The sequence below is a fragment of the Micromonospora sp. AMSO12t genome (genome assembly GCF_008806585.1).
Lineage (GTDB): Bacteria > Actinomycetota > Actinomycetes > Mycobacteriales > Micromonosporaceae > Micromonospora > Micromonospora reichwaldensis.
In genome coordinates this window covers 1-12,693 of the sequence record NZ_WAAS01000190.1, presented here as the reverse complement: position 1 = coordinate 12,693, position 12,693 = coordinate 1, and the positions used below count along the sequence as shown (strand labels likewise).

Below are 12,693 nucleotides of genomic sequence, written 5' to 3'. Positions count from 1 at the left end.
GGGCGCGCCCCGGCCGCGATGACCCGGGTCCGGAAGCTGCGCGTCCGCCCGGACCTGCTCTACGTGGCGAGCGGCTGGAGCACCCTGGTGACCGACGTCCGCGGCCGGATCACCGGCGCCGACCCGCAGGGCTTCTTCGCCCGCAACACCCGGGTCCTCAGCACCGAACGCCTCAGCGTGGACGGCCACGAGCCGGTCCCGTTCAGCACAGCCAACGTGGCGGGGCACGCCCAGCTCTCGTACGCCGCCCTCGGCGACGGCGACACGCTGCCCTCCCGCGCGGCCTACCTGCTGGTGGAGCGCTTCGTCGGCGCGGGCCTGCGGACCCGGCTGACCGTGGTCAGCTACGCGGCCGTGCCCCTGGACCTACGGCTGCGGATCCACCTCGCCGCCGACTTCGCCGACACCAGCGAGGCCGAGACCGGCCGCCGGGTGCAGTCCGGCACAGTCGACGCGAGCTGGAACGACCAGGACCGGGAGCTCCGCCTGACCTACCGGTGCGACGGCCTCGACCGGGCGGTGGCGATCGGCGTACGGGCCGACATGCCCGTCCGGTACGCCGACGCCACCCTGACGGTCGACCTCGCGGTGCCGCCCCGGGGGTCCCGCCGGGTGGAACTCCTCGTCGAACCCGTCTTCGACGGGCAGCGCCTCGCCGCACCGCCGCCGACCTTCGCCGAGCCGGACGACGCGGCCGCGCGCGCCCGCGGCACCCTGGCCCGCGAACTCGCCCGGCTCGCCAGCAGCAACTTCGACGTCACCGCCGCCTGGCGGTGCGCGGTCGACGACCTGGCCGTGCTGCCGCTGGGAGAACCGGACGGGCCGACGGCGCCCATGGCCGGCCTGCCCATCTACCAGGAGATCTTCGGCCGCGACACGATGACCGCCTCGTGGCAGTCCCTGCTCGCCGGGCCGACGATGCTGGCGGACAGCCTGCGGCTCAACGCCCACCACCTCGGGCGGCGCATCGACGACTGGCGCGACGAGGAGCCCGGCAAGCCGTTGCACGAGGCCCGGCGGGGCCCGGTGTCCACGCTCGGTATCGACCCGTTCGACAGCTACTACGGCGACTGGTCGACCGCGCCGGACTTCCTGGTCTTCCTCGGCCAGTACCTGGCCTGGACCGGGGACCTCGACACGGTACGGGACCTGCTGCCGACCGCGCGGCGCGTGCTGGGCTGGATCGACCGGTTCGGCGACCTCGACCGGGACGGCTTCCTCGAATACCACCGCCGGTCCCCCGCCGGCCTGAAGAACCAGGGGTGGAAGGACTCGGACACCGCCATCGTCGACGAGCACGGCGAGGTGGTGCCGAACCCGATCGCGACCAGCGAGTTGCAGGCGTACTGGTACGCCGCCCTGCGGCACGCCGGGGTGGTGTTCGCCGCGACCGGTCACCCCGCGTACGGCGCCGGACTGGTCCGCCGGGCCGCCGCCCTGCGGCGCCGCTTCCACCGGGCCTACTGGATGCCGGACCGGGGCTGCCACGCGTTGGCGCTGGGGCCGGACAAGCGGCAGGTGCGCTCGGTCAACTCCAACGACGGCCACCTGCTGGCCACGGGGATCGTGCCCGCCCGCATCGCGCCCCTCGTCGCCGACCGGCTGCTCGCCCCCGACATGTTCAGCGGCTGGGGGGTGCGCACCCTGTCCTCGGCACACCCGGCGTACGACCCGTTCAGCTACCACCGGGGCAGCGTCTGGCCGGTCGAGGCGGGCACGATCGGCCTGGGGCTGGCCCGGTACGGCTGCTGGGAACACCTGCACCGGCTCGCGGAGGGGATGTTCTCCGCGGCGGCGCTCTTCACGGAGCATCGCCTGCCGGAGGTGCTCAGCGGACTGCCCCGCGACGACGCCCATCCGCACCCGGGCGTCTACCCGGACTCCTGCTCCCCGCAGGCCTGGTCCGCCAGCGCGGTCGTCGCGCTGGTCCAGGCGCTGCTGGCGCTGCGCCCGGCCGCGCCGCTGCGGACGATATTCGTCGACCCGCACCTGCCGGAGTGGCTGCCGGACCTCACGCTGGAGGGCGTGCGCGTGGGCGGGCGCACCGTCGACCTGACCGTACGCCGCGGGCGCGGCGGGCGCACGTCGCTGCGCGCCCGGGGCGACCGGATCGCGGTGGTCCGCCGGCCCACGCTCCAGGCCTCGGCGACCCACCGCCGGTCCTGACCGGCCGATGCCCGGACCAGGTCCGTGGAGACGCCGCGCCCGGGCCGGCCGGCACAACGCGGAATCGGCGTCCGCAGCCGTCAGGGCTAGGATCCGGTGGTGGCCGATCAGGGGCTCATCCAGGACGACGAACGGTTGCGCCGCATCGAGGCCGTGACCGACGCGACGCTGTCCCGTCTCGACGCGGCCGACCTCTTCGACGAACTCCTCGACCGCGTCCGGGACCTGCTCGACGTCGACACGGCGGCCATCCTCATGCTGGACACGCACTCCCAGCAGCTCGTGGCCACCGCGGCCAAGGGGCTGGAGGAGGAGGTCCGGCAGGGGTTCCGCGTCTCCGTGGGCCGCGGGTTCGCCGGCCGGATCGCCCTGACCGGACGGCCGGTGATCATCGAGGAGGTCACCCCCGACGTCGTGGTCAACCCGGTCCTGCTGTCGATGGGGCTGCGGTCGCTGCTCGGCGTGCCGATGTTCGCCAGGGGCGAGCTGATCGGCGTGTTGCACGTGGGCACGCTGGGCCACCGCCGGTTCACCACCGACGACGTACGCCTGCTGGAGCTGGTCGCCGACCGGGCCAGCCTGGCCAACCTCGCCCGGTCCCACAACCTCGACCACAACGCCGCCCTCGCCCTGCAACGCAGCCTGCTGCCCGCCCGACTGCCCCGCCTGCCGGGCCTGGACATGGCCGCCCGGTACGTGCCCGGGCACGTCGCCGGAATCGGCGGCGACTGGTACGACGTGTTCGTCCTGCCCTCGGGCTGGCTGGGCCTGGTCATCGGCGACGTGTCGGGCCATGGCCTGCAGTCGGCCGTGGTCATGGGGCGCGTCCGCAGCGCGCTGCGCGCCTACGCGCTGGTCTGCGACGACCCGGCGGAGGCGTTGACGCTCCTCGACCGCAAGGTCAGCCACTTCGAGGCCGGAAACCTCACCACGGCGCTCTACGCCATGGTCTCCCCCGACCGGACCCGCATCCGGCTCTCCGCCGCCGGGCACCTGCGCCCCGTCCTCGCCGTGCCGGGCCAGCGGGGCGCGCCCGTCCCGGTCCACGCCGATCCCCCGCTCGGCACGGGTCGCCGGCCGCCGCCCCGGCAGCAGGCGGAGGTGGACTTCCCGCCGGGCGCGGTGCTCGTCTGCTTCACCGACGGCCTCGTCGAACGCCGCCACGAGGTCATCGACGTCGGTCTCGACCAGCTCGCCCATGTGGTCCGGCCGGCACCGGCCGAGCAGGTGTGCGCCGAGGTCATGGACGCCCTCGGCGCCGAGCAGCCGACCGACGACATCGCCATGCTCGTCGTCCACCGGCTCCTGACCCCGCACTGATCCGTCAGGCCGCCCGCGCCCAGGTGCGCCGTCCGGACGGACGACGCCACCCGCGTGGTCGCCGGCCCGTTTGGCGGGACGCGATCGCGGAAAGAGTGGCGGGCATGAAGTGGGCAAGCCGAGCCGTACCCGCCGCCGTCGCCGCCGTCGCGGCCCTCGCCGCGCGTGACCTGATCCAGCGCGACCACGCGTTGCTGCGTACCTTCCCGGTCCTCGGCCGGGCCCGGTACCTGCTGGAGTCCATCGGGCCGGAGCTGCGCCAGTACATCGTCGCGGGCAACAACGAGGAACGGCCGTTCACCCGCGACCAGCGCCGCTGGGTGTACGCGTCGGCGAAGCAGCAGAACAACTACTTCGGCTTCGGCACCGACAACGACATCGAATTCACGCCCGGATATCCGATCATCAAGCACCGCACCTTCGGCCGGGCCGTCCCGCCGTCGACACCGGGCGCCGGACACGACGTGCGACTGCCGTGCGCCAAGGTGCTCGGCGCCGCGCGGGGCCGCGCCCACGCGTTCCGGCCCGAGTCGGTGGTGAACATCTCCGGGATGAGCTTCGGCTCGTTGTCCGGCAACGCCGTCGAGGCGCTCAACCGGGGCGCCGCCCTGGCCGGCTGTTTCCAGAACACCGGCGAGGGCGGGCTGTCGCCGTACCACCGCAAGGGCGGTGACCTGGTCTTCCAGATCGGCACCGCGTACTTCGGCTGCCGCGACGAACGCGGCCGGTTCAGCCTGGACCGGCTCAGGGACCTGGTCGCCGGCGCGCCGGTGCGGGCGCTGGAGATCAAGCTCAGCCAGGGCGCGAAGCCCAGCCTCGGCGGCCTGCTGCCGGCGGCCAAGGTCTCCGCGGAGATCGCGGCGACCCGGGGCATCCCGCAGGGGCGCGACTGCGTCAGCCCGTCGCGGCACGCCGAGTTCTCCGACTGCGACAGCCTGCTCGACTGGGTGGAGCTGCTCGCCGCCGAGACGGGCCTGCCGGTAGGCATCAAGTCCGCGGTGGGCGACCTCGGCTTCTGGGAGGAGCTGACCACCCTGATGCGCGACACCGGGCGTGGGGTCGACTTCGTCACCATCGACGGCGGCGAGGGCGGCACCGGCGCCGCGCCACTGATCTTCACGGACTCGGTGTCGCTGCCGTTCCAGCAGGGCTTCACCCGGGTCTACAAGGTCTTCGCCGAGCGCGACCTGCACGAGCAGGTGGTGTTCGTCGGCGCCGGCAAGCTCGGCCTGCCCGACAACGCGGTGGTGGCGTTCGCGCTCGGCTGCGACATGGTCAACGTCGGCCGGGAGGCGATGCTGGCGATCGGCTGCATCCAGGCCCAGAAGTGCCACACCGACACCTGCCCCACCGGCGTCGCCACCCAGAACCAGTGGCTCGCCCGGGGCGTGGACCCGGGCTCGAAGTCGGTCCGCGCGGCCAACTACATCCGGACGCTGCGCCGCGACCTGGTCAAGGTCGCCGAGGCGTGCGGCGTCGAGCACCCGGGCCTCATCGACACTGACGCGATCGAGATCCTCGACGGCCGGACCGCCTCGCACCCCCTGCACGAGGTGTACGGCTACCGCCCCGGGTGGGGCCTGCCGTCCGCCGCCGACCGGGCGCAGATCGCCCGGCTGATGACGGCGGAGGCCCCGCAGGGCGGCACCGCCCCGCCGTCGCCGACCGCGATGTCCTGACCCGCCGCGACGCGCCGCACGAGTACGCGCGGAGTTCCTGGCCGCCGCGGGAGGACGCCTAGCATCGCCGGAATGTCGATCACCCCTCGGCGGTGCCGGATCCTGATGCTCGCCGCGGCCGTCCTCTTCGTGCTCGTCGCCCTCGTCGTGCGCGCGGCGGCCGGCGGCGGCCTCGAACAGCACTCCGGCACCGCGCTGTACGCCTGCGTGGTCTGGGCCGGCGTGTTGTTCCTCCGGCCGCGGCTGTCGCCGCCGGTGGCCGGCGCGGTCGCGGTCGCCTTCTGCTGGGCGGTCGAGTTGTCGCAGTTGACCGGGGTACCGGCGGCGCTGTCGGCGCGCAGCCCGCTGGCACGGCTCGCGCTCGGGGCGCAGTTCGACCCGGTCGATCTCGCCTGGTACCCGGTCGGGGTGCTCCCGCTGGTGGCGGTGCACCGGATCGTCGCCGCCCGCGCCCGGCGTCGGCGGACCACGGGGTGAGCGGGCGACGCCGTTAATGGCGCGCGTCGGGTGCACGACCGCACCTATCGTGGCCCGGTGCTGATCAGACGCGAGACCCCCGCCGACGTCGACGCGATCCGGGCGGTGCACCTGGCCGCCTTCGCCGACCCGGAGAAGCCGGACGCCGTACCCGTCGAGGCGGGGTTGGTGGACGCGCTGCGGGCGGACGACGGGTGGCTGCCGGACCTCTCCCTCGTCGCGGCCGACGACGCCGGGCGGGTGGTCGGGCACGTGGTGTGCACCCGTGGCCGGGTCGCCGGCGAGCCGGTCGCGCTGGGGTTGGGCCCGCTCGGCGTGCTGCCGGACTGGCAGCGGCGCGGGGTCGGCTCCGCGCTGATGCACGCCGTGCTCGGCGCGGCCGACGCGCGTGAGGAGGCCCTGGTGGTGCTGCTCGGGCACCCCGACTACTACCCGCGCTTCGGGTTCCGCCCGGCGGTCGACCTCGGCGTCACGCCGCCGCAGCCGTGGGGGCCGCGATACTTCATGGCCCGCCCGCTGAACGCGTGGCGGTCGTCGATCCGCGGCGGGTTCAGCTACGCCCGCCCGTTCGACGAGCTGTAGGCCGTCGGTCGCGCGGTCACGGGCACACCTCCGAGGACGCTCGCCCGACGCTGTTCGGGCAGGTCAGTACCACCTTCGCGAGTCTGCGTGCGAACATGTGTTCGTGTCGCGAGAGGCCAGGATCCTGCACGCCGACCTGGACGCGTTCTACGCGTCGGTCGAGCAGCGGGACGATCCGCGCCTGCGCGGCCGGCCGGTGATCGTCGGCGGGGGCGTGGTCCTGGCGTGCAGCTACGAGGCGAAGGCCCGCGGCGTCCGCAGCGCGATGGGCGGCCGGCAGGCCCGGCGGCTCTGCCCCGAGGCGATCGTCGTGCCGCCGAGGATGGCGGCCTACACGGCGGCGAGCCGCGCGGTGTTCGAGATCTTCCGGCGGACCACCCCGATCGTCGAGGGGCTCTCCATCGACGAGGCGTTCCTCGACGTGGGCGGCCTGCGCCGGCTGGTCGGCCCGCCCGCCGACATCGCCGCCCGGCTGCGCCGGGACGTACGCGAGGAGGTCCGCCTGCCGATCACGGTGGGCGTGGCCCGGACGAAGTTCCTCGCCAAGGTGGCCAGCGGCGTCGCGAAGCCCGACGGACTGCTGGTCGTCCCGCCGGACGGGGAGCTGGCGTTCCTGCACCCGCTGCCGGTGGAGCGGTTGTGGGGCGTCGGGCCGGTGACCGCGACGAAGCTGCGCGAGCGGCGCATCCGTACGGTCGGGCAGGTCGCCCGCCTCGGCGAGGCGACGCTGGTCTCGCTGCTCGGCGCGGGCGCCGGTCGGCACCTGCACGCCCTGGCGCACAACCGCGACCCCCGGCCGGTGCAGGTCGGCCGCCGGCGCGGGTCGATGGGGGCGCAGCACGCCCTCGCCGCCGTTCCGCACTCCCCCGCCGAGTTGGAGGCGGTCCTCGCCGGCCTGGTCGACCGGGTGACCCGGCGGATGCGGGCGGCGACGCGGGCCGGCCGGACGGTGACGCTGCGCCTGCGGTTCGGCGACTACACCCGCGCGACCCGCTCCCACACGGTGGCCAAGGCGACCGCCGACACGGCCCCGCTGCTCGCCGCGGCGCGGGCGCTGCTGCGGGCCGCACTGCCCGAGATCGAACGGCGGGGCGTGACCCTGCTCGGCGTGTCGGTCGGGAACCTGGACGACTCCCCCGTCCAGCCGCCGCTGCCGTTCGACCGCGATCCGGGGGCGGACCTGGACGCGGCAGTGGACGCGGTCCGCGACCGGTTCGGGTCGGGGGCGCTCACCCGGGCGGTGCTGCTCGGCCGGGACCCCGGCCTGGAGATGCCGCTGCTGCCGGACTGAGCCCGGGGCGGCGAGTCAGGACGGGGGCAACGGCGGCAGGACGCTCTCCTCGTGGTCCAGTTCCCGCTCCAGGATGCGCATGTCGGCGTCGGCGAGGCGACCCGCGTCCCGCCAGGCGAGCAGTTCGTCCCGCTCGGCGGCGATCATCTCCCGGCGGGCCAGCAGGGCCGCCCGGTAGCGGTCGTCCACCGGCAGCACCTGGTCCTCGACGTGGGAGAGCAGTGCGACCCGTTCGGTGTAGCGCTTGTGCCGGCCCTCGGCGGCCCGGCGCAGCGGGGCGGCGACGTCGCGTACGCCCGGGTCGGCCTCGGCCAGGGCGGTCAGCCGGTCGAGGGCGGCCTGCACCGCCGCGGCGCGCGCCTCGTTGCGGGTCAACGCCCGACTGACGGCGGTGCCCGGCAGCCGCAGCCGGCGCAGCAGCGGCGCGAAGGTCAGGCCCTGACCGACGAGCGTGACCAGCACGACCAGGTACGCGCAGAACAGCAGCAGGTCCCGGGCGGGCGTGCTCGCGGGCAGCGTGAACGCCGCCGCGAGGGTGATGACGCCCCGGGTGCCCGCCCAGCTCAGCGCGAGCAGTTCCCGACCGGACAACGGCGGGTTGTCGGGACGGGGGTCGCCGCCGAGGCGGGCGTGCATCCGGGCGGGCAGGTGCGCGGCGGCCAGCAGCCACAACGGACGCACCAGCAGCACGATGCCGACGGTGACGGCCCCCGCCGCGACGACGGTGCCGAGGTCGTAGGCGGCCAGCCCGCGTACGACGGCGGGCAACTGCTGGCCGATGAGCAGGAACACGTAGCCCTCGAGGAGGTACTCCACCAGGTGCCAGACCGAACGGGTCTGCAACCGCGCGCCGCTGGACTGCAGGGACGCGCTGCGGTGACCCAGCCAGAGGCCGGCCACGACGACCGCCAGCACGCCGGAGACGTGCAGGCTCTCGGCCGCCACGTAGGCGGCGAACGGGGTGCCCAGGGACAGGGCGTTGTCGGTCAGCGGATCGGAGGCCATCTTCCGCAGGTACGCGATGACCCACGCGACGGCCATGCCGACGGCCAGCCCACCGGCGGCGACGAACAGGAAGTCGCCCACGGCGTGCCCGACGGAGAACCTGCCGCCGATCGCCGTCGCCACGGCGACCTGCAGGATCGTCAGGGCGGTCGCGTCGTTGAGCAGCCCCTCCCCCTCGACCAGCGTGGTCAGTCGGGGCGACATGCCGGCACGTCGGCCGATCGACAGCGCCGCCACCGGGTCCGGCGGGGAGACCGCCGCGCCGACCGCGATGGCGAAGCTCAGCGGGACGGCGGCCACCACCGCGTTGAGCCCGAAACCCACGGCGAGCGCCGTGACCAGGACGAGCGCCACCGACAGGCCGATCACGGTCCGGGCGTTGCGGCGCAGCGCGGTCAGGCTCGACTGCAGGGCGGCGCCGTAGAGCAGCGGGGGGATGACGAGGTAGAGCACGACCTCGGGATCGAGTTCCAGGTTCGGGCCGGGCAGGTAGCCGTAGCCGACCCCGGCGAGCACCAGCAGCACCGACGCCGGCAGGTGGGTGCGGCGGGCCACGGCGTTGGTCAGGACGACCACGACCAGGCCGCCGAGGGCCAACGCCACCAGCTCGCCCATCCCGCCGGTCCCTCCCGCTGTCGGCCTCCGCCCCGGCCATCACCGTAACCGATCATGCGGCGGTCGCCAGCGGGGCGCGCCTCCCCCCGCCCGGGGCGGGACGGCGGGCCCGCCACGCCCCGGGTGAGGGGCGGCAGGCGGCGGGGGTGCACCGGGTGGACCCCCGACGCACCCCCCGTCAGCGACCCGGTCGTCAGCGCCTCGGCGGTACGGCGGTGCCCTTGCGGTAGTTGCGGCCGTTGCCGTCGGGGCGGTAGTTGTTCTCGACGTTGCCCGCCGAGTCCACCGAGAACCAGTGGATCCGCGTTCCCGCCGGGACGGTCAGCGTCTCGCCGCCCTCCCGGATGCCGGCCGAGCCGTAGAGCTTCGACGCGTACGTGGGGGCGGCCCGGTCGAGGGTGTAGAAGACGGCGGCCGGCTCGCTGGTGGAGAAGGTCACCTCCACCATGCCCGGCGTCGCGCTGGGCGCCACCGCGAGCGTGCTGCTCGGCCTGGTCCGGTCCCTGGCGAAGTCCCGGGCCACCCGCATCAGCTCGACCAGGCCGTTGGCGAACTCCAGCGCCTCGGCGTGCGCCTCGTCCCACTCGGGCTGGAAGGAGGTGCCGACCTCGAAGTTCCAGGCGTAGATGCCGTATTTGTACCAGAGCATGTCGCCGGAGTTGCCGGCCGCCGAGTAGAGCACGTCGGAGATCGGGCCGGTGCGCGCCGGGGTCACCGCCATGTTGCGGTGCCGCTTGATGGCGGCCAGGATCCGCGACGACGCGCCCCAGAACGCCGACTCCTCGGCGAGCGTCGGGCGGGGCGCCGAGACGCGGTCGGGCAGCGCGTACGCCCCCGGCGACCACATGAAGTAGTTGCCCGAGGAGTGCAGGTTCATCGAGAAGCGGATGTTGGGGCGGGAGGCCAGCCAGTCGAGGTTGCGGTTCTCGGGCTCGGAGAGCTCGCCCGGTCCGGCGTACGTGCCGCTGGTGCAGCTCGTCGACGCCCCCGAGTAGCCGTCGAAGAGGCTGTACTCGGTGTAGTTGCGGTTGTTGTCCACGCCCCAGGAGTTGCGGGCCAGGAAGTCGACCGCACCGGTCGTCGGGCAGTGGTTGGTCATGTTCTTGCGCTGGGAGTTGAAGTCGTAGAAGGAGTAGTGGCCGCCGTCGGGGTTGATCGAGGGGGCGATCCAGATGTCGAGGCTGTCCAGCAACTGCCGGGTCCGCCCGTCGTGGGCGTAGTTGCGCAGCAGCCGCTCGGCGGTCTCGACGGTGACCAGCGGGGGGACCCACTCGCGGGCGTGTTCCTGCGCGTAGGCGAGCACGCCGAGCTTCGAGCCGTCGCGGTGCTTGCCGATGCGGATGGCGTACACCGGATGCGGGTCGCGGGAGACGCTCGCCGGCGCGCTCAGGCCGTCGCTGAGCGGGGTCCGCGCGGCCGGCGCGACCACGCCGCCGCCCGGGCTGCCCCGATAGGTGTACGCCCGCACGAGCGTCCCGGCCCCGGCGTTGAGCGCCGCGACGACCTGGGCGGCCGTGCTGGTGACCGCGCCCTCGCCGTCGGTGCCGAGGGTGACCCGTACGGCCGCGCCGGCAACGGTCACCGACAGCGGCGTGTCCGCCGCGCCCGGGTCGGCCAGTTCCACGGAGACGTCGTTGCCGCCCTCGTGCCCCCAGGCCAGCGAGTCCACCGCGACCCGGCTGTCGGTGGCGGTGCCCAGTACCGCCTGGGCGTGCCGCCGGTAGCCGTTGGTCCGGTGCGGCAGTTCGACGACCTCGGCCAGCCGGGGGAACTCGGCGGCCAGCTGGTGGATGCGCGCGTACAGCTCGGTCGGCGTCAGGTAGCTGGTGACGAAGTCCTTCTGGTATCCCGGGCCCTCGGGGCCGTCGCCGGGGGTGGGCAGCCACTCCCGGACCTCGGCCACGGCCACGTCGCCGGTCGGGCTGGTGATCCGGATCCGGTCGGGCCGGCTGGTCACGGGCGCGGCGCCACGGTGGTAGAGGTAGACCCCGGCGTCGACGAAGCGGGAGATCGTCTGCGTACCCCCGGAGCCGATCTCGGTGCCCGGGCCGCTGTCCCGCTCGACGGTGAGGGCGTCGGGGGCGGTCTGGCCCTGCGCCCACTTCGCCTCGACGGAGAGGATCTGGCTCGTGCCGGAGGTGTAGTAGTCCGCCCGGATGATCTTGACGTCGGAGGCGGCGGACGCGCTCGGGCCGCCCGTCGCGGCGGCGAACCGACGGTTCTGGGCGACGTGCCCGGCGATGGTCGCCTCGCGTTCGGCCACCCGGGCGCGGGCGTCGGCGGGACGGTGCAGCACCTTGCCGAGGGTGAAACCGGCCCTGGTCAGCGACGCGGCCTCGCTGGCGGTGACGACCGCGTGCGCGACGACCCCGTTCCCGGTGCGGGTGACGTGGTGGTCGAGGTCGACGCCGGTGGCGACGAGGGCGTCCAGTTGGGCGGTGCCGGCGAGCAGCACCTCGACGACGTCCGCCTCCTCGTCGGCGACGCGGACCAGCTCGACGGCGGGTACTGCGGCGGGCACGACGGCCGAGGCGGGGCTGACCAGCAGCACCACCGCCATGGCGGCGGCGAGCGCGGCCGGGACGGGTAGGCGGCGTCGCCACCGGGGAGCTAGGGGATCACGCATGGGTCCGCCCTTCTGGTGTCGGCAGGGTGACCGGACGGGATGGCCGAGGGGGTCGCCCGGGTGCGCGGCTGCGCCCCGCCGGGCGCGCGCCGCGACTGCGGTGGCGCGACCCGGCGGAGCAGAGATGGCAGTGTCCGGTGGCGACGGACCGACGCCGCCGGACGCGGAAGCGTCGTCAGGCTGGTGGACGAGAGCCGTTCCGGTCGAGGTCGGTGGATTGAGTCATCCTCAGCGCACACAAAGTGATCTGTCAATCCCCGTCGATGTCCCGTCCGCACCGCCGGTCGACCCGCGGGGCCGCCCTGAGTAGGTGTGCTCACGCCCCACCCGGAGGCCACCCACATACTTACCCGAGTTGGTACGACAAGATCGCCGGGAGAAGGCCACAGGCATGACGAAGCAGCACCGACCGACGTCTCCGATCACCGCGCTCGTCCTGGTCCTGTGCACCCCGGTGGCCGCCTGGTGGCTCATCGGGGACCTGACCGGCGACGAGGCCCGACGGCTCGCCGCCGAGGGCGTCGAGTTGGACTACGCGATCCGGCCGGTGAGCCTCGGTGCGGTGGGAGACCGGATCGTCGGCGTCCTGGCGTGCGTCGGCGTCGCCCTCGCGCTCGCCTGGTTGATCCGGGCCACCGCACGCCGCCGGCTCGATCGCGGGTGGTGGTGGGTGCTGGCGCCGCTCGTCGCGGCCGGCGTCCTCCTCGGCCTCGCCTGGCGGGTGCTGACCGCCGGCGGGATCGGCGCCAACATCGGAGCGGGGCTCATGGTCATCGCGGGTGGACCGGCCCTGGCGGTCCTGCTGATCGTCGCCGCAGTCGCGGCGCTGCGGATGCGCCGGAACCGGCCGCCGCGAACCCCGCACCGCGCCGAGTGACGACCGGGCCGCCGGGGAGAACGGCCAAGAGCCTGCACCGGCGATCGGAGACGAC

At 74.4% G+C, this 12,693-nt stretch carries 9 protein-coding genes; 7 read left to right on the top strand and 2 right to left on the bottom strand.

All coding sequences use genetic code 11. From position 1 onward, the window contains the following. The 6 genes from F6X68_RS23360 to dinB form a co-directional block, all read left to right on the top strand. On the top strand, positions 1 to 2,166 hold a 2,166-nt coding region (locus F6X68_RS23360), incomplete at its 5' end, for a glycogen debranching N-terminal domain-containing protein (protein WP_151456291.1). A 99-nt stretch (positions 2,167 to 2,265) separates the two neighbouring features. Beyond that, positions 2,266 to 3,486 carry a PP2C family protein-serine/threonine phosphatase gene (locus F6X68_RS23355; RefSeq protein WP_151456290.1) on the top strand — a complete coding sequence of 407 codons (1,221 nt, stop codon included), beginning with the start codon at positions 2,266 to 2,268 and terminating at the stop codon, positions 3,484 to 3,486. A gap of 104 nt (positions 3,487 to 3,590) precedes the next feature. Beyond that, entirely contained in the window at positions 3,591 to 5,165 is a 1,575-nt protein-coding gene (locus F6X68_RS23350) for an FMN-binding glutamate synthase family protein (RefSeq protein WP_151456289.1), read from the top strand. A gap of 72 nt (positions 5,166 to 5,237) precedes the next feature. Then, the gene (locus F6X68_RS23345) at positions 5,238 to 5,642 is read left to right on the top strand and encodes a DUF2809 domain-containing protein (RefSeq protein ID WP_151456288.1); all 405 of its coding nucleotides are present in this window, start codon (positions 5,238 to 5,240) and stop codon (positions 5,640 to 5,642) included. A 57-nt stretch (positions 5,643 to 5,699) separates the two neighbouring features. Next, the gene (locus F6X68_RS23340; protein WP_151456287.1) at positions 5,700 to 6,224 is read left to right on the top strand and encodes a GNAT family N-acetyltransferase; all 525 of its coding nucleotides are present in this window, start codon (positions 5,700 to 5,702) and stop codon (positions 6,222 to 6,224) included. Between the two features lie 103 nt (positions 6,225 to 6,327). After that, on the top strand, positions 6,328 to 7,515 hold the full coding sequence (gene dinB, locus F6X68_RS23335; protein WP_151456286.1) for a DNA polymerase IV: 1,188 nt from the start codon (positions 6,328 to 6,330) through the stop codon (positions 7,513 to 7,515). Between the two features lie 15 nt (positions 7,516 to 7,530). On the opposite strand, the gene F6X68_RS23330 is transcribed toward dinB, so the two are convergent. Both F6X68_RS23330 and F6X68_RS23325 read right to left on the bottom strand, forming a co-directional pair. Beyond that, a complete protein-coding gene (locus F6X68_RS23330; RefSeq protein WP_151456285.1) occupies positions 7,531 to 9,135 on the bottom strand; it encodes a Na+/H+ antiporter in 1,605 nt (534 codons plus the stop codon). Between the two features lie 193 nt (positions 9,136 to 9,328). Beyond that, complete coding sequence (locus F6X68_RS23325) at positions 9,329 to 11,761, bottom strand: M14 family metallopeptidase (protein ID WP_151456284.1); 2,433 nt, start codon at positions 11,759 to 11,761, stop codon at positions 9,329 to 9,331. A 391-nt stretch (positions 11,762 to 12,152) separates the two neighbouring features. Here F6X68_RS23325 and F6X68_RS23320 point away from each other — a divergent pair, with 391 nt between their 5' ends. After that, complete coding sequence (locus F6X68_RS23320) at positions 12,153 to 12,638, top strand: hypothetical protein (protein WP_151456283.1); 486 nt, start codon at positions 12,153 to 12,155, stop codon at positions 12,636 to 12,638. Positions 12,639 to 12,693 lie beyond the last annotated feature (55 nt).

Excerpts from the sequence above, each read along its gene's own strand:
- F6X68_RS23350 (WP_151456289.1), top strand. The coding sequence starts at position 3,591 with ATGAAGTGGGCAAGCCGAGCCGTACCCGCCGCCGTCGCCGCCGTCGCG.
- F6X68_RS23345 (WP_151456288.1), top strand. The coding sequence starts at position 5,238 with ATGTCGATCACCCCTCGGCGGTGCCGGATCCTGATGCTCGCCGCGGCC.
- F6X68_RS23330 (WP_151456285.1), bottom strand. The coding sequence starts at position 9,135 with ATGGGCGAGCTGGTGGCGTTGGCCCTCGGCGGCCTGGTCGTGGTCGTC.
- F6X68_RS23325 (WP_151456284.1), bottom strand. The coding sequence starts at position 11,761 with ATGCGTGATCCCCTAGCTCCCCGGTGGCGACGCCGCCTACCCGTCCCG.
- F6X68_RS23320 (WP_151456283.1), top strand. The coding sequence starts at position 12,153 with ATGACGAAGCAGCACCGACCGACGTCTCCGATCACCGCGCTCGTCCTG.